This window comes from Haloferula helveola (assembly GCF_037076345.1).
Classification (GTDB): Bacteria; Verrucomicrobiota; Verrucomicrobiia; order Verrucomicrobiales; family Akkermansiaceae; genus Haloferula; species Haloferula helveola.
The window spans coordinates 1,213,211-1,235,635 of sequence record NZ_AP024702.1; the positions used below are offsets into that span (position 1 = coordinate 1,213,211).

The following is a 22,425-nucleotide window of genomic DNA, read 5'->3' on the forward strand; positions in this document are numbered from 1 at the left end:
GATCGCCGGCCGTCTCCTTCCATCGGGGTCGACCGAGGGCGGTCGACCCTACCTTTCCCGTTCGAGCCCTACGCGATGATCTCCTTGATCGGCTCGGCGCCTTCGACGCCAACCAGCTTGTGGTCGAGTCCGCCGTAGAAGTAGGTCAGGGCGTTCGGATCGAGGCCCATCTGGTGGAGGATCGTGGCGTGGAGGTGCTTCACCTGCACGCGGTCACGGACCGCTTCGGCGCCGAGTTCGTCGGTCTCGCCGAAGCTTGTGCCGCCTTTGATTCCGCCGCCGGCCATCCACTGGGTGAAGCCATACGAGTTGTGGTCGCGACCGGTTCCCTCGGCGTACTCGGCCGTCGGCTGACGTCCGAACTCACCGCCCCAGACGACCAGCGTCTCGTCGAGCAGACCGCGCTGCTTGAGATCCTTCAGCAGACCGGCGATCGGCTTGTCGGTATTGCCGGCGTGATGCTCGTGGTTCTTCACGAGGTCGCCGTGGGCGTCCCAGTTCGCGTCGTTGTGGGCGCCGCCCGAGTAGATCTGGATGAAACGCACACCGCGCTCGACCAGGCGACGGGCGAGGATGCACTTGCGCGCGAAGTCGTCGGTGCGCGGTTCGTCCATGCCGTAGAGCCGCTTGACGTGCTCGGGTTCGTTGTCGACGTCGATCGCCTCTGGCGCGGTCGCCTGCATGCGGTAGGCGAGCTCATACGACGCGATCCGCGCCGCGAGGTCGGAGTTGTGCTCTCGGCCCTTGAGGTGCCCGCGGTTGATGTCACCGACGAAGTCGAGCAGCGAGCGCTGCTGGACACGGTCCATGCCGTGCTGGTTCGAGAGATTGAGGATCGGGCTACCTTGCGAACGGAAGACCACGCCCTGATACGACGCCGGCATGAATCCCGAGGTCCAGTTCTTCGCCCCGGAGATCGGGCCGCCGGTCTTGTCGAGCATCACGACATAGCCCGGCAGGTTCTCGTTCATCGAGCCAAGGCCATAGTTGAGCCACGAACCGAGCGACGGACGGCCGCTGATCAGCGAGCCGGAGTTCATCATCAGCATCGCCGAACCGTGGATCGGCGAGTCGGCCGTCATCGAGTGTAGGAATGCGATGTCATCGACGCACTCGCCGACATGCGGAAACAGACTGGAGACGTGCTTGCCGCTCTCGCCGTACTGCTTGAAGTCCCACTTCGGACCTACCACGCGGCCTTCGTTCTTTTTCCCGCCGCGGCCGAAGGTCTTCACCGGGATCGTCTTGCCGTCGAGCGGGTAGAGCTTCGGCTTGTAGTCGAAGGTATCGACGTGGCTCGGCCCGCCATACATGAACAGGAAGATCACCGCCTTGGCCTTGGCCGGCAGTTGCGGTTCCTGCGGAGCGAGCGGGTTCGGGAAATCGAGATCGTCGGCGAAGGCACCGTCGCGGGAAAGCATGCCGGCGAGAGCCAGCGAGGTGAAACCTCCTCCGAGCTGGTGGATGAATTCGCGGCGGCGGACGCGGTTGCAGAAGTCAGGCATGGCTAGTCGAGGTAGAGGAATTCGTTGAGATTGAGCAGCGCGAGGCAGAAGCGGTCGACAGCGGTCTCCTCGTCGAGTTGGTGCTCGGTCTTCATCGTTTCGATGAACTTGAGCGAGCGGTCGATTTCGTCGGCCGAGGCGGGACGGCTGACCATCAGCTCGAAGGCACGTTCGACCTGCGCCTTGAGGTCGGCTCCGCCTTCCTTCTGGATCCGGTCAGCGAGCACGGTCGCCTTCTTGTTGGTGAAGTCACTGTGGAGCATCGCCAGCGCCTGGGTCGGCACCGTGGTGGTGAACCGGACCGGGCAGGAGTTGTCGATGTCGCTCAAGTCGAAGTCGGCGAACATCGGCGGCATCAGCGAGCGCTTGAGCTTCACATAGATGCTGCGGCGGTTCGCCTGGTCTTCCGGGCTCTTGCCCCACTTGCCGGCCTTGGTCGACGAGGTCGCGAGGACTTCCGCCGGGAGGTCGACGTAAACCGACGGACCGCCGGCTTCGAGATTGAGCTCGCCGGTCGCCAGCAGGATCGAATCGCGGATTTCCTCGGCGGTGAGACGTCGCGGATTGAAGCGCCAGAACAGGTCGTTCGACGGATCCTTCTCGGCTTCCTTGTAGCGGGACTCCGACGACATCCGGTAGGCGCGCGACGTCATGATCAGGCGGTGCATTTTCTTCACACTCCAGCCGCGCTCGACAAACTCGGTCGCGAGCCAGTCGAGAAGTTCCGGATGAGTCGGCTCGGTGCCGAGGTATCCGAAGTCGTTCGGCGTCGGGCAGATGCCGCGTCCGAAATGGTGCTGCCAGATGCGGTTGACCATCACCCGGGCAGTCCGCGGGTTGTCCGGACGGGTCAGCCAGTTCGCAAGGGCTAGGCGACGCCCGGACGAGTTGAGTTCGTCGGGCAGAGGTTCGACCTTGGCATCTTCGCCACCCCAGATCGCCGGGAAACCGGGCACGACCTCGTCTTCCGGGGCGTGCGCGCTGCCGCGGATCAGCAAGTGGGTCGGCGGAGCCTTGCGCCCGACTTCCTGCACCGCCAGAACCTCCATTCGGGGGTTGCGCAGTTTCTCGGTGGCCGACTTCAGCTTTGCCGTGAGCTGGCGATATCGACGGACCTTCTCCTTCGGCAGATTCACCTTCGTCACGAGGTCGGCGGGCAAAAGGCCGCCGGCTTCGAGACCGAGATCGAAGTACTGCCCGCCGCCGGTCTGCGAAACCTTGACGGCGAGAACGTTCCGCCCGGTCTGCAAGGCGCCGAGGAATTCCTCGTCCATCTCCAGAGTGAGGTAGTCCTTCACGTGCCCGGTGCGTGCGAGAACCGGTCGGCCGTTGAGGAAAACCTCGATATCCTCGTCGTGGTAAAGGTGCATCACGACCTGCTCCGGCACCTCTTCGAGACCGAAGGTCGTCTGCAGCCAGATCGTGCCGACATTCCACAGCGTCTTCGCCGCGGCCCCGGGCACGGTGGTTCCAAATCCGGCCAGCCCGCGTTCCCAACCTTCCTGTTCGGCGCGGAAACTGACGGCCGACCAGTCTTCCGCCGGTTGCTGGGTCGTGTAGTGCCAGGTCCACGGATTCGTCCTGGCATCGGTGACGAGATGCCGGTTGCCACCGCCGCCGATCAGGCGCACGGCGAGTTCCGGATGCTTCTTGCGGGCCAGTTCGACCGCCTCACCCTCGATCCTCTCGACTTGCTTGCGCAATTCTTCCAGCTCGTCCTGCAGCTTCTCCTGCTCCGACTCGTGACGGGACTCGCCCTCGGGCAGATCGACCATCACGAGATTCGCATTCCCCTTCTGCATCGGCTTGATGCCGCGCACGAAGGCCGTGAAGCGATAGTAGTCCGTCTGCGGCATCGGATCGCCCTTGTGATCGTGGCAGCGCGCGCAGCCGAGGGTCATTGCCATGAAACCCTCGCTGATCACCCGTACGTTGTCGTCGAGAACATCGAACTCGTACTGCTTCGGATCGGCCGGCTCGTCGTCCCACTGCATCAGCCGGTGGAAACCGGTCGCGATCATCGAATCGGCATCGCGGTCGGGCAATTCGTCCCCGGCGATCTGCTCGGCGACGAAGCGGTCGTAGGGCTTGTCCTCGTTGAAGGCGTCGATCACCCAGTCACGGTAGCGCCAGACGTAGGTCTTCTCGGCATCGCGCTCGAAGCCGTTCGACTCGGCATAGCGAACGACATCCAGCCAGTGACGCGCCCACTTCTCGCCGTAGTGCGGCGAGGCGAGCAGGCGTTCGACCTGCTTCTCCCATGCATCGGGCGACTTGTCTTCGACGAACTGACGGATCTCCTCAAGCGTCGGCGGCAGACCGGTCAAATCGTACGACGCACGCCGTAGCAGCTCCGCGCGGCCGGCCCCGTCGTTCGGAGTGAGCCCCTCGGCCTCGATCTTGGAAGCGATGAACGCGTCGACCGGGTTCTCGTTCCACTTCGAGTCGGCCGCCTTCGGCACCTCCGGACGTTCCATCGCGCGATACGACCAATGGTTCCGCGTCGTCTCGTTGACCTCGGTCACTCCGGCAAGCGGATCGTGGACCTCGACCAGCAGGTCGGCGTCCTCCGGCGTCCACGGCGCGCCCATCTCGATCCACTTGCGGACCGTCTCGATCTTCGAATCGTCGAGCTTGCCGCGCGGCGGCATCTCGAGGTCGTCGTTCTCGTAGGAAAGCGCCATCAGGATCACGCTCTCCTCCGGCTTCTCGAGATTGATCGCCGGGCCGTGATCGCCGCCGATCATCATGCCCTTTCGGCTGATCAGCTGCAGCTCACCGCGCACCTTGACCTCGCCACGCGAGTCGGTGCCGCCGTGGCACTTGAAGCAGTTCTCTTCGAAGATCGGGCGGACCTCGTTCTTGAAGAACTCGATCCCGGCGTCATCGGCCGCAAGCGGAACGGCGCCCGCGAGCAGAAGTGGAAGTGAAATTGGAAAAGGTCGATTCATGAAAAAACCGTCGGTGCACCGCTACGACACGAGCCTGGAAACGTTGTCAGAAAACGGCTTCAGCCGCCATTCCGAAGGGTTCTGCGTCAGCACATCACCCGCCACCGGCGCGGTTTCTTTTTCCCCTTGCCAAACCCCATGCCCCTCCGTAGACAACCGGCCCCGCTGCAAAGCGGACCAAGGGTTACGGGTAGGTGGCCGAGTGGTTAAAGGCGGCAGACTGTAAATCTGCTCTCGTATGAGTACGCTGGTTCGAATCCAGCCCTGCCCACCATCCCCCTTCCGGGGATGGCGACGCGACTGAGTCGGTGAGGTCGTTGAAGAAAGCACGGAGCGATTCGGGAGGTTCGTGATGAGGAAGCCGGCCGGAACAAGTCCGCCACCCTCCACCCTACCATCTCACCATTCGGCCAAGCGTTCACCCGATTTGGGCCGCCGACGCTTCCGCACTCGTGGATTCACGAGTTTCGCCGTCGCAAATGAGGGACGATGATTGATGCGGTGCAGTGCGCCCGCATCGGCGCAAATGCACTTCACTTTGATTCGAATCAACGATCGAAAGTGCCTGAAAAATCGCCTGAAACCCCGACAGTGGCATCGTGAAACCCATTCATTCCCTGTGTCTTCCGCCGCTGATTGCAGTGATCCTGCCGCTCGTTCACGCCGGCAGTGTTACGATCAGCAGCACCCCACCGACCATTGACGGTGCCGATATCGGAAACCTGACGTCGACGACGAATCACGACGATAAAACGTGGACGGACACGACCAACCACGGGCAGGCGTTCACCACGGGCAGCGACGCCAGCTACACGCTCTACTCGTTCTCGATGCAGGTCAGGACGACCAGCCAAACGGCTCCGGCGCCCGCGGACAAAACCTGGAGCATCCGGGTGGTCGAGATCGACCCGAACAACGCCGACACGACGACGGTGGTTCTTGAGACCGGTCACGTTTCGAGCGGAACTTGGGTCGGAGGCGACTGGTTCACTTGGACCCTCGACACCCCACTCAGCCTTTCTCCGAACACCCTCTACGGCATCGATGTCGAGATGACGTCCGGCGGCGCCTACCAGCCCGGCATTCCCTATCTCTACTACAACCGCGCCGACGAGGTCGCGAACGGCTACCGATACTCGAGGGGCGACGGCGACCCGGCCACCATCAACTCAACCACCAGCTGGGACCGGGTTTTCCACCTCAACCTCGCCTCGGCATCGGACACGGTGCCGCCCGCCATCCTGAATCTGAGTCCCGCGGACGACGCCACCGACGCTCCGGCCGTCGACAACCTCGCGATCACGTTCGATGAGGTCGTCCAGGCCGGCAGCGGAGACATCGTGATCACGGAGACGGGCGTCGGTGTTTTCGAAACGATCCCGGTCACCGACCCGCGGGTCTCGTTCAGCGGCAGCGTGGTCACCATCGACCCCACCGGAACGCTGGCGACCGAAACCGACTACGATGTCCAGATCGCCGCCGGTGCAATCCTCGACACCGCGCCGACGCCGAACGTCTTCGCCGGCATCGCGGATGCGACGACCTGGAACTTCACCACCGCGCCGCCCGACATCACACCACCGGGCATCGCATCGCTGAGTCCTGCGGACGACGAGATCGATGTCGCGCTCGGTGCGAATCTCGTCCTGACCTTCGATGAAACGGTCGTCAAAGGCACCGGTGACATCCTCATCGTCGAAACCGGGAGCGGCACCTTCGAAACCATCCCGGTCACCGACGCCCGGGTAACGATCGCGGGCGGGCAGGTCACGATCGATCCGAGCGGCAACTTCACTTACGGCACCGACTACCATGTCGAGATTTCGGCAGGCGCGTTCGAGGACCTCGCCGGTCTGGCTTTCGCCGGCTTTGCCGCATCCACGGATTGGAATTTCAGCACGCTCGCCGCTCCGCTGATCGGCACGCTTACGACCAGCGCGTCGGCTCCGATTCCCAGCGGCCTCGATCAGTCGAATCTTGATGCGGCCACCGGCGGCCAGTCCATCTGGACCGACCGTCCCGCGCAGGGCAACACCTTCACCAGCGACGCCACCGGCGGTGCGCTGAAGTCGATCACCGTCCAGCTGACCGATGGAGATGGCACGATCAGCGGCTGGAAGGACTACATCGTCCGCGTCGGCACCGTGACACTCGGCAGCCCGAACGTCTTCAACGAGATCAGCTCGGAAGTCATTCGCCAGGATGCCGACATCCCGAGCGGATCCTACTACACCTTCACGCTCGGAGCGCCGGTCGAACTCGCACCCAGCACGCTCTACGCCTTTCAGGTCGGCCTTGCGGGATCGCAGCAGAGCCACACCGCCGGCATTCCCCAGCTCCGCAGCACCGGCGACGTGTTCGCGGGCGGGCAACGATTCACCGGCGAGAACCCGGGTGCCGGTCTCGGCACGGCGTTGAACCTCACCTCGGGTGACCTTGTGTTCCATCTCGCCATCGAACACCCGATGGACCCCTCGCCCTTCCGGGTGGTGACCGCCGGCGGCGACCTCGACCTGATGTGGACCAATCTCCTGCCGAATGTCGGCTCGGACGTGTGGGTCGATGTCTGGTTCGGCACCGATCCGGTTTCGGATTTCACGAAAGTCGTGGATGCCGGCCTGAACGTCACCAGCGTGACCGTCAATGCGCCTGTCGCTGACACCTACTACTGGCGCGTCGATTCCTACCTCGAAGGCAGCCCGACCGGGGTGCCGGTGGAAAGCGACATCTTCGAGTTCTACATCACCGACACCGACCTCGATGGCTTCCCGGACGACTACGAGCTGGCCAACACCGACCCGCCCTCGAATACCGGCCTGAATCCGGGCGACGACCTTGAGAACGGCGGCGCGGGAGACGGCCTGACCAACTGGGAGGAATACCAGCTCGGCACCGATCCGAACGATCCCGACACCGACGGTGACAATCTCGAGGACGGACCGGAAACCGTCGGCGCCGGCTTGCGGCCGATCACCGATCCGCTCAATCCCGACACGGACGGCGACGGGCTGGATGACGACGTCGAAAGCAACACGGGCGTCTGGGCCGGCGCCGCCGACACCGGCACCGATCCGACCGACCCCGACTACGACAAGGACGGCCTCAAGGACGGGATTGAATCGAACAGCGGGACCTTCGTCGACCGGACCACCGACACCGGCACCAATCCCTACCTCCCCGACTCCGATTCGGATGGCGCGGGCGACTGGTACGAGGCCACCGCCTCCTTCACCGATCCGAATGACGGGCTGGAGAAGCCGAACGTCCCCTACCCCCTTCCGGACCCGGTTGGCACCGACACCGGTGTCACCACCAAGCCGGTCAAGGTCTACATCATGTCCGGCCAGTCGAACATGGTCGGGATCGGCTACATCGACGGCAACGAGCCGGGATCGATGGAATCGGTCCTGATGCGCGAGAACAAGTTCCCGAACATGGTCGACGGCGGCGCCTACACCCAACGCAACGACGTTTATTACCGAGGTGTCGTCACCGCGATCGGCGATGGCCCGTTGAAGGTCGGCGTGCAGGGCAACCGCATCGGCCCCGAGCAGGGATTCGGCCACGTGATGGGCTACTACCACGACGAGCCGGTCCTCATCATCAAGAGCTCGCAGGGGAACCGCGGCCTCGCGTGGGACTTCATGCCGCCGGGCAGCCCCAGCTACACGGTGGACGGGATCACCTACGCCGGCTACGGCGACCAGGACAAGCAGTGGGACGAGATCGAGCCGATCGATACTCCGCCCGGGCCGTATGATCCGACTTCCGAGGGAGGCTGGTATGCGGGCAAACAGTACGACGATTGCTTCCTCGACGAAGCCGATTGGCATCCGAGCGGCTCCGGCTTCTCGTCCATCACCAACGTCGCCGACGTCCTCGCCGACTTCGCCACCCACTACCCGGACTGGGCCGCCCAAGGCTACGAAATCGCCGGCTTCGTCTGGTGGCAGGGCCACTGGGACGGCGGCGAACAGGGCACCGGCACGGCAAGCCTTTACGCCACGCGCTACGAGCAGAATCTGGTCAACCTGATCAACGCCCTGCGGACGGAATTCAACTCACCGAACGCTCCCTTCGTGGTCGCGACTGTCGGCTTCGGCGGCGGCACGTGGGATCCGGGCAGCAGTGGCGACACGATCTTCAACGCGCAGATGGCGGTCGGAAACCCGACGCTGTATCCGGGCTTCGCCGGCACGGTGGCATCGGTCGACACCACCGGCTACTGGCGCGATGTCTCGGAGTCGCCCGGCGGGCAGGGTTTCCACTACAACAACAACGCGGAGACCTACACGCTGGTGGGTGACGCGATGGGCCGCGCGATGATCGACTTGCTGGAAAGCGGCACGACGCCGGACGACTACGATGCGTGGGCTGCCGGCTATCCCGGCGCCGACCTCAGTGATCCGAATGCCGACTTCGACAACGACGGCCTGAACAACGACGAGGAGCGGATCTGGGGACTCAACCCGACCAGCGGTCAGTCGCCGAGCCCGATCTCGGTCGGACTCGATGCGGCCGTCGGAACGCTGAGCTACACCCGCCGCACGCCGTCGCTGAGCGGTGCGACCTTCAGCTACGAATGGTCGACCGACCTCTCGCCCGGCGGCTGGACGACGTTCACGCCGGTCAGCGAGACGTCCGACAACGGCAATCCGGTGGAAACGGTCGAGATCACGCTCGATGCCGCCTTGCTCGCCAATCCGGCCTTGTTCGTCCGGGTCGTCGCCAACTGAACGGGCCCGCCGGAGCAACACCCGATGGCCTTTGCGCACGACGACGCCGGACTCGCCTGAGCCGGTGTCGGCGTGCTAGGCCTACGCACCATGAGCGATTCCCCCTCACCCGGTCGCAGAAGGTTCCTGCAAAGCTCGCTGCTGGCTCCGGTGGGGGCGGCACTTGCATCAACGACCCACGTCGAGGCGTCAGCCCTACCTGATGCCGGAAAGGCGGACATCTCGACCGATGTCGACGTGCTGGTGGTCGGTGGAGGGACGGCGGGCACGATCGCCGCGATCCAGGCCGGTCGCGCCGGAGCGAAGACGCTGCTGCTCGAACGCGGCGCCCAGCTTGGCGGGATGACAACCACCGGCGGTGTCGCCTTTCCCGGGCTCTTCGATGCCTGGGGCAAGCAGGTGATCGCGGGCATCGGCTGGGAGCTGGTGAAGGAATCGGTCGAACTCGACGGCGGCAAGCTCCCGAATTTCGCCAAAGTCCCCCAGCGTCACTGGATGAACCAGGTGCACGTGAACCAGTTCCTCTACGCCATCCTCGCCGAGGAGAAATGCGCGAAGGCGGGCGTCACGATTTGCTACTATGAGTTCCCGACTTCGGTCACGCCTGTCGATGGAGGATGGCAGGTCGAGTGCACCGGCTTCGGCACCCGCCGGCAGATCCGCTGCAAGCAGATCATCGACTGCACCGGCGGCGCCGAGGTGGTCGGCATGGCGGGCTTCGAGCGGATGCGGGAAGACGAGACACAGCCGGGCTCGATGCTTTTCCATCTCGGCGAAGCGAATGATCCGGGACGCCACCAGCTTCACCAACTCTACGTGCATGGTGCGGACTCGACGAACTCGCGGACCGTCACGCAGGCGAACCTGACCGGCCGCAAGTCGGTGCTCGAGAAGCTCCGCAAGGACAAGAAGCGACTGATGCACCTGCAACCGGAGGCCGCCTTTCGCGAGAGCTTCCGGATCGTCGGCGAAACGGTGATCACCGTGAACGACTACACCGGCGGCCGGCTCTTCGACGATGCGGTGTCGAACGCGTTCTACCCCGTCGACCTGCACACCAAGAGCGGCGTGAAGCCGAAGCCGCTGAAGCCGGGCACCGTGCCGACCATCCCATTGAGCGCCTTGGTCCCGAAAGGCAGCCGCAATCTCATCGTCGCCGGCCGCAGCGTCTCGAGCGACCGTCTCGCGAATTCCGGCCTGCGGGTCCAGGCATCGTGCATGGGCATGGGCCAAGCCGCCGCGGCCGCAGCCGTGCTGGCGGTCAAGGGCGGGACGACGCCGCTCAAAGTCCCGCTCGACGATATCCACCGGCTCCTTTCCGATCACGGAGCGATCCTTCCGGGCAAAGCCTGAGGCCATGCGCAAGACCAACCTCGGGACCCTGCGGCGAAGGTCGACCTCGCTGTTCATCACGCTGACCTTTCTGGTGCTCGCGGTGACTGGAGTCGTGGCCTTTGTCGGGCCGTTCTCCATCGGGGTCGTCGGACTGCACGCGCTGATGGGGTTTCTCTTCATCGGCATCGTCGGCCTGCACGTGCTCAACAACATCCGCCCGTTGAAGGGCTACACGCACGGCCGGGCGATCTGGGCAGTTCTGGTCATCACCGGCGGACTCACGGCGCTGTTCTATTTCCAGCCGGGACCCGTGAAGACATTGCTCGGGCTGAGTGGCAACCTCGGTCCCGCCGTCGACCGGTTCGAGATTTCGGACGACCGCATGGTTTACCGCTACCGCCCGTTGCCCGACTACCGGATGGAACTGACGGTGAAAGCGGGCCCGTCCTTCGATGCGGCCAACCCGCCCGACTTCGCCATCTGGCTCGAGAACCAGGGTGCCTATCATATCAAGACGCTGCACGGTCCCGACACCGCGGACGCTGTCGGACTGCCCTATTGGAGTTTCAAGAGAAAGGGCTGGGAGCAGGCCAAGCGCGAAGCGGAAGAGATGGGAGAGATCGACGTCGTGTCGTCCCCCACTCCGAACGGGTCCTTCGATCCGGCCGATTACATCCTGCCTGCCGATCCAGAGAACTCGACACCCTGCAAGTTGCTGATCGAGATCAACCAGCGCGGCGACGCCCACGCGAATAACCCCGATCAGGCCTCGCTTGTCTACTCGGTCGAAATCGACCCACGCCATCCGAAGGCGTTCCAGACACTCGACCTTGTCGGCTACCCGAAGCGCGAAGACGATGACGGCAAGGAAGCGTGGGCGCTCTACTTCGTCGACGACACCTTCGGCTCCGCCCTCGACCTTATTGACAGCGCCCTGCTGACGATCGAGCGGGGGGAACCATGAGAGTCCGTGCGGAGCGCTTCGAAGGAGGCCGCGGGGAAACACACCGGACCCCGCAGGATCGAGCCTCGCAAATCGCGGGATCAAACCTCGCAAACCGCAAGGTCGCATTTGGAGGATCGCGGGATCATCGGCTCTTCAGTCCCGAAGGGACGCAGGCACTTAGCCCCGGGGTTCACCCCGGGGAAATTCAGTGCACGCGATATTGAGCGCCGAAGGTGCGTAGGCAAACGCGTTTGGGGCATTCGGTCCGCGCCTGCGCCCCTCCGGGGCTTGAATCCCTCTCGGTTCCTGAACCACGGGGTAAACCCCGTGGCTAAATGCCGACGCACCTTCGGCGCTTGCTTTCGAACCGAACAATGGCGCTCGCACGATGATCTGCTGAGCACTCTTCAGTCCCGGAGCCCCGCTCTCTTGAGTCCCGACGGGACGCAGGCACTTAGCCCCGGGGTTCACCCCGGGGAAAATCGGTGCACGTGATATTGAGCGCCGAAGGTGCGTAGGCAGACGCGTTTGGGTCATTCGGTCCGCGCCTGCGCCCCTCCGGGGCTTGAATCCCCTCTCGTTCCCAAACCACGGGGTAAACCCCGTGGCGAATTCCACCGCACCTTCGGCGCTTTTTCCTCACATGCTCACCGCCACTTTCGCTGGCCAGACTCGGCAAGACCTGCGAGAAGCCCCCGACCCTCGCCGGGGTGGCGGAATTGGTAGACGCACCTGACTTAGGATCAGGCGCCGCAAGGTGTGCAGGTTCGAGTCCTGTCCCCGGTACTTTCTCTCTTCAAGCAAAGGTAGGGACAAGCGCCCTCGCTTGTCCGCGGTGGGCATTGCACCAGCAGCCTTTCCTCCAAATCGCTGCCGGCCGAGGACAAACGCCCCCCCACATTTGCTTCGCGGGTGAGGCGCTCCGCGGCATATTGTCCTGAAAATCCGGGCCTTTCCTGCCGTATTCAGGGTTTCACGGCCTCGGCCTGCCCGTTCATGTCCTGCTTTCGCTCCATCCTGCTCGCTTCAGCCTGCCTGAGCTCGCTCGGTATCGCATCCGCGCAGCCATCACCGGAGGATCTCGCATTCTTCGAAAACAAGATCCGCCCGGTCCTCGCGTCGGCCTGCTATGAGTGCCACAGCGTCGATGCCAAGAAGCTCAAGGCGGATCTCTTCCTCGACTCGCGGGCTTCCATCCTCAAGGGCGGCGACAGCGGACCTTCGATCGTCGTGGGCAAACCCGACGAGAGCCTGCTGATCGAAACCATCCGCTACACCAACGTCGACCTGCAGATGCCGCCGAAGACGCGTCTCACCGACGAGCAGGTGGCAGACTTCGAAAAATGGGTCGAAATGGGCGCACCGTGGCCCGACGAAGAGCCGCCGAAACCCGGCAAGAATCGCGACGCCTTCGACATCCAGGCACGCCGCGCGACACATTGGTGCTGGCAGCCGGTCAAGGAGGTGCGGCCGCCCGCGGTCAAGGACTCCGATTGGCCTCTGCAACCACTCGACCAGTTCATTCTCGCCAAGCTTGAAGCAGCCAATCTGAAGCCCGCACCGGATGCCGACCGTCCCTCATGGATCCGTCGCCTGAGCTTCGACCTCCGCGGCCTGCCACCGACTCCGGAAGAAGTCGACGCCTTTGTCGCCGACACCTCCGACGATGCTTTCGAGAAGGTCGTCGACCGCTACCTCGCGTCATCCGACTACGGCGTGAAATGGGGCCGCCACTGGCTCGACCTCGCACGCTATGCCGAGAGCTACGGCCATGAATTCGACTACAACATCCCGGAAGCGTGGAAATACCGCGACACCGTCGTGCGCGCCTTCAACGCCGACGTGCCGCACGACCAGATGATCCGCGAGGCGATCGCCGGCGATCTCTTGGAAAGCCCGCGTGTCGACGAGAAGTCCGGCCTCAACGAATCAGTGGCCGCCACCGGCTTCTGGTGGCTTGGCGAGGCGACCCACGCCCCGACCGACGTCCGTGGTGACGAAGCGACACGCATCGACAACCAGATCGATGCGTTCTCGAAGTCGTTCCTCGGACTCACGGTCTCGTGCGCGCGCTGCCACGATCACAAGTTCGACGCGATTTCCGACGAGGACTACTACTCGCTCACCGGTTTCCTGCAGAGCTCGCGCCGCGAACTGACGCCCCGCGATCCGGGCGGAAGAATCGCTGAAGCCGCCACACGGCTGCGCCAGCTTCAGAAGGAAACGACTGTAAGTGCGGCAGGCACCGTGAAGGCGTCGCCGTCCGCCAAAGGAGAAGGCGTTCTCTGGGATTTCCAGGGAGGCGAGACCGATGGCTGGCTGAAGAGTGGAGAAGCGTTTCCGGATCAACCATCGGGCGCTGCACCGCTCGAAATCGCGCTGCTGCCGGGACAGACCGAACACATCCCGGCCGGCGTGTGGCACAGTGGCCTCTACGGCTCGCAACTTCACGGGGTGCTGCGGACGCCGACCTTCACCCTTGAGAAACCCGAGCTGCACATCCGGATCGCGGCGACCGGCAACGTGCGGGCCCGGGTGATCATCGACGGCTACTTCATGGACGAGTTCAACGCCCTGCTCTTCCGAGGCATCGACCTGAAGGACAAGGGCATCGACACCGGAGGCAAGTGGCAATGGAAACGCTTCGCCGGCGACCTGAGGAAGTATGTCGGGCATCGCGTGTATGTGGAGTTCCTCGACAAGGGCGACGGCTACATCGCGGTCGACGAGGTCGGCTACCAGCCACGCAAGGGCGAGCCGGCACTTACACCGATTGCCGATCCCGCGGTTGCGGCTTCCGCCGTGGAGCAGGCCAAGGCGATCTGGAAGGATATGCCGGCGCCCGACTACGTCCTGGCGATGACCGAGGGAACGCCGGAGAACGACCGGCTGCACATCCGCGGCGGACACAAGAATCTCGGTGACGAACTGCCGCGTCGATTCCTCACGGCTCTCGGTGGCAAGGAGAAGGCCGCACCGAAGACGTCGAGCGGCCGACTCGAACTCGCGCGCGATGTAGCATCGCCCGACAACCCGCTCACCGCCCGCGTCCAGGTCAACCGGATCTGGCACCACCTGACCGGCCGCGGCATCGTGCCGACCGTCGATGACTTCGGCGTGATGGGCGAGGACCCGTCGCACCCCGAGCTGCTCGACTGGCTCGCTCGTCGCTTCGTCGAGAACGGCTGGTCGAACAAGCAGATGATCCGCTCGATCGTCCTATCCCGCACCTACCGGATGTCCTGCGTGGCGCATCCGGAAGTCAGCGAGAACACGATCGCCGAGGTCGATGCCGACAACGCGCTGCTTCACAAGTTCCGCGTGCGGCGTCTGACGTCCGAGTCGATCCGCGACGGTATCCTCGCCATCTCCGGCCGACTCGATCCGAAACTCGACGGTCCTTCCGTGGCGGTCCACCTGACCTCGTTCATGGAAGGCCGCGGTCGACCACCATGCGGACCGCTCGATGGCGCGGGCCGGCGCAGCGTCTTCACCGCGGTCCGGCGCAATTTCCTTCCGCCGTTCCACCTCGCCTTCGACTACCCCACCCCGTTCAGCACGATGGGCCGTCGCTCGCGCTCGAACGTCCCTGCGCAGTCGCTGGTGCTGATGAACGATCCGTTTGTCGCCGAGCAGGCGAAGATCTGGGCCAAGAAACTCGAGGCCGAACCGAATCCCGATGCCCGGCTGGCGAAGGCCTACCGTCAGGCGTTTTCCCGCGAGCCGGATGCGAAGGAAAAAGAGATGCTCCTGTCCTTCCTCGAACGCCAGGCCGGGCTTTACTCCACGGGAGCCGAGGACCCACGGGTGTGGGCCGACCTCTGCCATTTGCTGTTCAACAAGAAAGAGTTCATCTTCCTCCGCTGACGCCATGCACTGCCGAAACTTCCGACCCAACCCGATGACCCGCCGCGAAGCGCTCCAGACCGGAGCGCACGGATTCGGCGCGGTCGCGCTGTCCGCACTGCTCGGAGATCGCGCCTTTGCCGGAATTCCGTCGGGCACCAACCCGCTTGCGCCGCGCGCCCCCCACTACGGACCGAAGGCACGGAGCATCATCTTCCTCTACATGGACGGCGGTCCGTCGCAGGTCGACACCTTCGACTACAAGCCGCTGCTGAAGAAGCATCACGGCGAGGATCCGCGGAAAGCGATCGGCAAGCTCGAGCCGACGCAGTTCGACGCGGTCGGCAAGGTGATGGCCTCGCCGTGGGAGTTCAAACAGTACGGGGAAAGCGGCCACTGGGTCAGCGATCTGTTCCCGCATGTCGCGAAGCACGTCGACAAGCTGGCGATGCTGAAGTCGTGCACCTCCAAATTCTCCGAGCACACGGCGGCCAACTATTTCCTCCACACCGGCTCCGGGATCCAGGGCCGCCCGAGCATGGGCGCGTGGGTCGGCTACGGACTCGGCAGCCTAAACCAGAACCTGCCGGGATTCGTCGTGCTGAATGGCGGACTGATCCCTCCGGGGGGACTCGACAACTTCAACTCGGGCTTCCTGCCCGCCAGTTTCCAAGGCTCGGTCTTCAAGCCGAAGGGCGAAGCGGTGGCGAACATCACGCCGATCGAGAATTCGTCGGCCTTGCAACGCAGCAAGCTCGACGCGCTGCGCTCGCTCGACGGGCTTTCACTCGACGGATTCGGCGGCGCCGAGCCGATCGAGTCGGCCATCCGCAACTACGAGACCGCCTACATGATGCAGACGGCGGTGCCGGACCTGATGGACTTCGATGGCGAAACCGAAGCGACCAAGAAGCTCTACGGCTTCGACGGAAAATGGCAGGGCACCCAGATCTTCGCGCGCCAATGCCTTGCCGCTCGGCGGCTGGTCGAGCGCGGCGTGCGTTTCATCGAGCTGACCTGTCCGGGCGGGGCCGGCGACCGCTGGGACCAGCACAACAATCTGAAGGACGGCCACGAGAAGAACTGCGCGGCGGTCGACCAACCGATCGCCGGGTTGCTGGCCGACCTCGAAGCGCGCGGGTTGCTGGAGGAAACGTTGGTCGTGTGGGCCGGCGAGTTCGGCCGCACGCCGTTCGCACAAGGAGGTAACGGGCGCGACCACAACCCGTTCGGCTTCACCATGTGGATGGCCGGCGGCGGCGTGAAGGGCGGCATCAGCTACGGCGAGACCGACGAGTGGGGCTACAAGGCGGTCGAGAACCGGATCGAGATGCACGACATCCACGCGACCATGCTGCACCTGCTCGGCGTCGAGCACACCAAGAGCACCTTCCGCTTCGGCGGCCGCGACATGCGCCTGACCGACGTCCACGGCCACGTGTTGCACGACGTGTTGGTTTGATCGGCCGGGCGAGCGGTGGCCGGTCGCGCATGCGCGATGACGGCGGCCCCGGATCCACGCCGGTGGCGGGCGAACCCGACCGCCGGCACCATCACAAGCCCCGGAGGGGCGTCGGCATTTAGCCCCGGGGTTCACCCCGGGGGTTGGGAACCGGGAGAGAATTCGAGCCCCGGAGGGGCGCAGGCGCGGACCGAATGACCAAAACGCGTCTGCCTACGCACCTTCGGCGCTCAATATCGCGTGTACCGAATTTCCCCGGGGTGAACCCCGGGGCTAAATGCCGACGCCCCTTCGGAGCTGAATGCCTGCGCGATGGGCTGGCGCGGGCACCGCACGTCGGCGAATCGAATCGCTTCTCACACTCACAACTTCCCCACCTTCACCGCCGCACCGACGTTGGCCATGGCGGGACCTCGGTAATCTTTTCCGAGCGGCAGGATCATCGGCTCCTCGAACGGACGGTTCGGCAGCATCGCCGCGATCTCGTCGAGCTCCCTGAGCACATCTTCAGGCAAGCTCCCCCGCTCCGCCGCCACCACACTCGACTCGAGTTGCTCCACCGTCTTCGGCCCGATGAGGATGCTCGACGGTTCCTCCTGCGAAAGCGCCCAACGCACACCGAGTTCGGCGAGCGGCATGCCGTCGAGTTGATCCAGCAGCGCGTAAAGCCGAAGCAACTGCTGTTGCCGGTCGTGCGACATCCAATTCGGCCGCTCACGAACGGCGTCGTCGTAGCGACGTCCCAAGCCTCCCTGCCCCAGCACCGAGCCGATCACGATGCCCATTCCGCGACTCCTCGCTTCAGGGATCAGCTCGGCGGCGGCTTCACGAAACAGGATGTTGAAGTTGAAGGCCGTCAGCACCACATCGAAGAGTCCCGACCGGATCAGGTGGGTCATCTCAGACACCGTCGTGCCGCCCAGTCCCGTGTGCTTGATTTTCCCTTCCGACTTCAGTGCGTCGATGACCTCCAGCACCGGTCCGGCGTAAGGCTCGTAACTGGTCCACCACGGATACTGCAAAGGGCGGTCCGGCTCGTGGATCATCAGGATGTCGATCGTCTCGCGCTTCAGCAGCCGCAGGCTTTCCTCGACCGATCCTCGCAGCGCCGCCGCGTCCTGCGGATCGAATGGCTGCGGCCGCCCGCCGAGCTTGGTCGAGAGAACGAACGCGTCCTGCTGCCCATCCCATGCCTCCCCGAGCGTCGCCTCGCTGTCGCCGTAGGCCGGGGCGGTGTCGATGTAGTTGATCCCTGCCTCCCGCGCGGCCGTCAGGATCCGTCGGCTTTCCTCCACGCCACCACCCAGCGACGAGGTGTAGAGCGATCCGAGCGCGAGCTCGCTGACATGCAGGCCGGTGGAACCGAGGGGGCGCGACTTCATCGCCATGAGCCTACGCCGGAGCAGCGGGGCACGGTCAACGGATCATTGTTTCCAGCCGCTCGAAAACAGGGTCGGGCGACGGCGTGGAGCATAGCGGAATCGAACCGCTGACCTTTTCATTGCGAACGAAACGCTCTACCAACTGAGCTAATGCCCCTTCGCGCCGCGACGGCGGATGGGTGACATTCCGAAGACCCGAAATCAAGGTCAAAGGATGGTCGGGAGGCCCGGCACAGAAGGGCAAATATCGTTAAGAAATCCTAAACATGCTTTGCAAGTGGCGGAGAACCCGCATACTTCAGGCCATGCCGAAATGGATCGCCCCGTTGATTGCCGCACCCTTGGCGTTCGCGCTGTCGGGCTGCGGCGGCTTCAGCGGCCCGAACCCGACCGGCACCGGCCCGTTTGACAGCCGCGGCAACTACGTCGAGGCCTGGGCCGACAATCCGGAGAAGTGGAACGGCCGGTCCGTGCCGAAACCGACCGAGACTCAACCCGAGACCCAGTCGGAAGCTCCGCCGATCGTTCAGGCGGATCCGCAGCCGCAGCGCACGAGTTCGCCGACTCCCCCGCCGCCCAAGCCGAAGCCGAAACCCAAGCCGAAGCCTGCTCCGAAGTTCGCCTACCACACGGTGCGCAAGGGCGACACGCTCTACGGTCTGGCCAAGCGCTACGGCACCACGGTCGGTACGATCCAGAAGACCAACGGCATCAGCGGGTCGGTGATCCGCATCGGGCAGAAGCTCAAGATTCCTCGCTGACCTTGCCGCGCTTCATCGCAACGGCGACGAAGACGAGGCCGCCGACGATCATGAAGATCGACAGGAACTGACCGCTTGTCAGCGGACCGATCATCTTGGCATCCGGTTCGCGGAATTGCTCACCGATGATCCGGAACACCGCATAGAAGATGAAGAACAGCCCGGTGAGCACGCCGTGCGGCAGTTTCGGATAGCGCAGGCGGACGGTCCACAGGATCGCGAAAAGCAGGCCGCCTTCGAGCGCGGCTTGGTAGAGCTGCGACGGGTGCCGCGGCAGCAGAAACGGCTCGAGCGCCGCCGAGACCTCCGGGTTCATGCGTTGCACCGTCTTCACCTGCTCGAACAGGGCGCCGGCGGGATAACTCCCGTCCATCCATGCGTTGAGCGCGGGCAGCAGGCGTTCGTCCGCCGAGGCCGCCGCCTTCATCGCCTGTTCGAACTCCGCCTCCTCGGGAAGCTTCGGATCGACCAGCGTGTTCGGGAATTTCATCGCCCATGCCACGCCCTGCGCCGTCCTGCCGTAGAGCTCGCCGTTAATGAAGTTCGCGAGACGGCCGAACATCAGCCCGAGCGGCGCGACCACGCACAGGCCGTCGCCGAGACCGGTCCACGAGACCTTTTTCCGGCGGGCGTAGAACCAGGTGAAGATCACGAGCCCGAGAATCCCTCCGTGGCTCGCCATGCCGCCATCCCACACCCGGAAGATCATCAGCGGATCCTCAGTCACCCAGCCCCAGCCGTGCTTCAGCGTCTCGTAGTAAAGCATGTAACCAAGCCGCCCGCCGATGAAGACCCCGAAGATGGCCGCGGCGGCGATGAAGTCACCGGCGGAACCCGGCGGCAGCACCCAGAGCTTCCGCTTGGACAGGTGGTTCAGCAGAACCACCGCCACGATGAACGCCATCAGGTAGCTGAGCCCGTACCACCGCAGCTTGATCTGGTCGGTGATCGAAAAGATGACCGGATCAAGGTCATGGACGTAAGTGGCGAGCACGGGCGGAGCAGAGACGATTTTCCGCCGGCGGGCAAGTGGTCATGGGAGGCGGGACGCCCCCGTCCCGCGATCTGGCGGCCGGTCGCCGGGTTCCGGCCACTTGACCCCCTGAAGGGGGAACTACGAACCCCATTGGCCGGCCACAAGGGTTTGTAGTTCCCCGTTTACGGGGTCCCCTGCGGAGCCACCAGCGTCCCGCCGCCCATCACAGATACCGCGTCAGCGAAGCCACCGTCTCTTCATCGAGCCTGCGGGCGAGCGCGGTCGCGAGCTGCACCATGTGCAGGTGGTCGTTGAGATCGATGATCGCATTGTGCGAGTGGATGTAACGGGCCGGCACGCCGAGCACGACGCAGGGAATGCCATTGTTGGCCAGATGGAAACTGCCGGCATCGGTGCCGCCGCTGCGCCGGACGGTCATCTGGAACGGAATCCCCTCCTCCTTCGCGACGTCCTGAGCGAGACGGGCGAAGTTCGGATTGCCGATCGCGCTGGCATCGAAAAGCCGGATCTGCACACCGCCACCGAGCCGACCTTGGCAATCGGCGCGGGAAAAGCCGGGGGTGTCATCCGCTGGAGGACCTTCCAGAACCACCACCGCGTCCGGCTTCGCGAAGTTCGCCGCCGATCGCGCGCCCCGCAGGCCGACCTCTTCCTGAACGGTGCCCGCCAACAGCAAGCGGTTGCCGCGTTCGTCGCCACCGGCAAGCAGACCCGCATGGATCGCTCCCGCCATCCCGACGCGGTTGTCGAAGGCCTTGGCCATGTAGAGATCCTTGCCCGCCATCGGGGTGAAGGCACTCACCGGCGCGATCGGATCGCCAAGCGAAATACCGAAGTCCTCGATTGCTTCCGCGCGCGACGAGGCACCGACGTCGATGAACATCCGGTCGATGGGCATCACCTGGCGGCGTTCCGCTTCGGGAAGGAAATGCGGCGGCTTCGAGGCGACCACACCGAGGATCTTGCGACCGTCGCGCGTTCGCACCTCGACGCGCTGCGAGAGCAGGTTGTGCTCCCACCATCCGCCGACCGGATGGAACTGGATGAAACCGTCGAGCGTGATGTTCTGAACGAGAAAGCCGATCTCATCCATGTGCCCGGCGATCATCACCCGCGGTCCGTCGCCACCCGCGTCGCAGAAGACCGAGCCGTTGCCGTCGGTCGAGAGTTCGCCGCTGTTCTCCAGTTCGTCGGCGAATATCGCCCGCACCTCTTCCTCGTGGCCCGGCACTGAGTGGGCTTCCGTCAGCTCCTGCAGCAGGGAAATGGCCTTGTCGCGCATGGCGACGACGCTAGCCCGTCGCCCGCCCCCGCCAAGCCCGAATGGGAGGCGGGACGCCCCCGTCCCGCAATAAAGCGGTCCGCACTCGGGAAAGCAACGGCCGAGGCCACAACGGCATTACCATCGCGGGACGGGGGCGTCCCGCCTCCCATGAACCAAAAAGGAGCCGCTCGGGTTGGAGCGGCTCCTCGGACGTTGAGGTTTGCGCAACTGTGGGAGAAGGGTTCTTCCCCTCTCTGAAACTCAGAACGTCCAGACCAGGTCGACCGTCACGCGGTCGTCGATGATGCTCGACTGCTCGTCGGTCAGCGGGATCTCGTAGGCGATCCCGGCGTCGATGCTGTCGGTGATCCGCGACCGGAATCCGATCGCAGCGGTGACGAGGTCGCGGTTCTGCGAGGCATTGGCGGCACCGAAATTGAGCAGGTCGTTGCCTTCGAAGGTCGCGACCACCGGAGTCAGGCCGAGGGCCTGGCTGAAGTAGTTCGGCCGGCCGTTGCCCGTGGAGAGGACATGGTGCCAGTTCACTTCGACCAGCGGGATGAACCACGGCACGACCTCGTAGCTGGCATGCAGGCTAACGAAGCTGTTGGTCGACTGCTGCCCATCGAACGGCAGACGGACACCCGCACCGCCGGCGAGTTGGAAGTCATCCCAGAGCTTCACGCCCGACAGGATCAGGTTGAGCACGCCGTTGCCTTCTCCCTGGTAAACATCGTGGTTGCCGGTCGGAAACTCGTAGGTCGCCGTGCCGCTGACCGCGCAGGAACTTTCGGGGTCATAGATGAAGGCATACTTCAGACCGGCCGCGATGTTGGCGAAACCGCTCTGCTCGGTCCACAGGCCGACCGCCTGCGGGTTCAGATCGACGTAGCCGTCCTTGGTCGCGACCAGAGAAAGGCGCTCGGTGAAGGCGATCTCGAACTGCAGCGCGAAGATCTGCACGTCACCACCCATCGGCAGCGGACCGAGAGTCGTATCCACCCGGCTCGGCAAGCTGTGGTGCATGTAAATCGGGTGCACGTTGGTGGTCGGCAGCGCGAGGTCGAACAGCGTCGGGTTCGAGATCGGACGACGTGCCTTCTCGAAGCCACCCGTCGTCGCAACGGGGGTCGAGGGTTCGATCATTACGGTTCCGGCGGTGGCGACAGTGGCCAAGGCCCCGACAAGCGCGGTGGCGGCTAGGGTTGGTTTCATGGTTTGAGCAATTCCGGGTGGTTCC

Annotated in this window: 12 protein-coding genes and 3 tRNA genes; 8 read left to right on the forward strand and 7 right to left on the reverse strand. The window is 64.3% G+C overall.

Features of this window, described 5'->3' with window-relative positions:
* Positions 1–68: 68 nt before the first annotated feature.
* Positions 69–1,505, reverse strand: coding sequence for a DUF1501 domain-containing protein (locus HAHE_RS04180; RefSeq protein WP_338688851.1), 1,437 nt, complete (start codon positions 1,503–1,505; stop codon positions 69–71).
* Positions 1,506–1,507: 2 nt separating this feature from the next.
* Positions 1,508–4,456 carry a PSD1 and planctomycete cytochrome C domain-containing protein gene (locus HAHE_RS04185; RefSeq protein WP_338688852.1) on the reverse strand — a complete coding sequence of 983 codons (2,949 nt, stop codon included), beginning with the start codon at positions 4,454–4,456 and terminating at the stop codon, positions 1,508–1,510.
* Positions 4,457–4,644: 188 nt separating this feature from the next.
* Between HAHE_RS04185 and HAHE_RS04190 the strand changes: the two genes are divergently transcribed.
* From HAHE_RS04190 to HAHE_RS04220, 7 genes are all read left to right on the forward strand, one after another.
* Positions 4,645–4,730 (forward strand) — tRNA-Tyr (locus HAHE_RS04190).
* A 325-nt stretch (positions 4,731–5,055) separates the two neighbouring features.
* Positions 5,056–9,192, forward strand: coding sequence for an Ig-like domain-containing protein (locus tag HAHE_RS04195; RefSeq protein ID WP_338688853.1), 4,137 nt, complete (start codon positions 5,056–5,058; stop codon positions 9,190–9,192).
* Positions 9,193–9,282: 90 nt separating this feature from the next.
* Complete coding sequence (locus tag HAHE_RS04200; RefSeq protein ID WP_338688854.1) at positions 9,283–10,545, forward strand: FAD-dependent oxidoreductase; 1,263 nt, start codon at positions 9,283–9,285, stop codon at positions 10,543–10,545.
* A gap of 4 nt (positions 10,546–10,549) precedes the next feature.
* A complete protein-coding gene (locus HAHE_RS04205) occupies positions 10,550–11,491 on the forward strand; it encodes a DUF4405 domain-containing protein (protein ID WP_338688855.1) in 942 nt (313 codons plus the stop codon).
* A gap of 686 nt (positions 11,492–12,177) precedes the next feature.
* Positions 12,178–12,259: transfer RNA gene (locus tag HAHE_RS04210), tRNA-Leu, on the forward strand.
* A 210-nt stretch (positions 12,260–12,469) separates the two neighbouring features.
* Positions 12,470–15,340 carry a PSD1 and planctomycete cytochrome C domain-containing protein gene (locus tag HAHE_RS04215; RefSeq protein ID WP_338688856.1) on the forward strand — a complete coding sequence of 957 codons (2,871 nt, stop codon included), beginning with the start codon at positions 12,470–12,472 and terminating at the stop codon, positions 15,338–15,340.
* A 4-nt stretch (positions 15,341–15,344) separates the two neighbouring features.
* On the forward strand, positions 15,345–16,781 hold the full coding sequence (locus HAHE_RS04220) for a DUF1501 domain-containing protein (protein WP_338688857.1): 1,437 nt from the start codon (positions 15,345–15,347) through the stop codon (positions 16,779–16,781).
* 362 nt (positions 16,782–17,143) lie between these two features.
* Here the strand turns inward: HAHE_RS04220 and HAHE_RS04225 are convergent, their stop codons facing one another.
* Together HAHE_RS04225 and HAHE_RS04230 are read right to left on the reverse strand one after the other, a co-directional pair.
* Complete coding sequence (locus HAHE_RS04225; protein WP_338688859.1) at positions 17,144–18,163, reverse strand: aldo/keto reductase; 1,020 nt, start codon at positions 18,161–18,163, stop codon at positions 17,144–17,146.
* 84 nt (positions 18,164–18,247) lie between these two features.
* Positions 18,248–18,320 (reverse strand) — tRNA-Ala (locus HAHE_RS04230).
* 148 nt (positions 18,321–18,468) lie between these two features.
* Here HAHE_RS04230 and HAHE_RS04235 point away from each other — a divergent pair.
* On the forward strand, positions 18,469–18,924 hold the full coding sequence (locus HAHE_RS04235) for a LysM peptidoglycan-binding domain-containing protein (RefSeq protein ID WP_338688861.1): 456 nt from the start codon (positions 18,469–18,471) through the stop codon (positions 18,922–18,924).
* Here the strand turns inward: HAHE_RS04235 and lgt are convergent.
* The 3 genes from lgt to HAHE_RS04250 all read right to left on the reverse strand — a co-directional run bounded on the left by lgt (position 18,908) and on the right by HAHE_RS04250 (position 22,400).
* The gene (lgt, locus tag HAHE_RS04240; protein ID WP_338688863.1) at positions 18,908–19,918 is read right to left on the reverse strand and encodes a prolipoprotein diacylglyceryl transferase; all 1,011 of its coding nucleotides are present in this window, start codon (positions 19,916–19,918) and stop codon (positions 18,908–18,910) included. The genes HAHE_RS04235 and lgt overlap by 17 nt on opposite strands.
* 205 nt (positions 19,919–20,123) lie before the next feature.
* On the reverse strand, positions 20,124–21,203 hold the full coding sequence (locus tag HAHE_RS04245; protein WP_338688865.1) for a M42 family metallopeptidase: 1,080 nt from the start codon (positions 21,201–21,203) through the stop codon (positions 20,124–20,126).
* Positions 21,204–21,446: 243 nt separating this feature from the next.
* A complete protein-coding gene (locus HAHE_RS04250; protein ID WP_338688867.1) occupies positions 21,447–22,400 on the reverse strand; it encodes a hypothetical protein in 954 nt (317 codons plus the stop codon).
* Between the last annotated feature and the right edge of the window lie 25 nt (positions 22,401–22,425).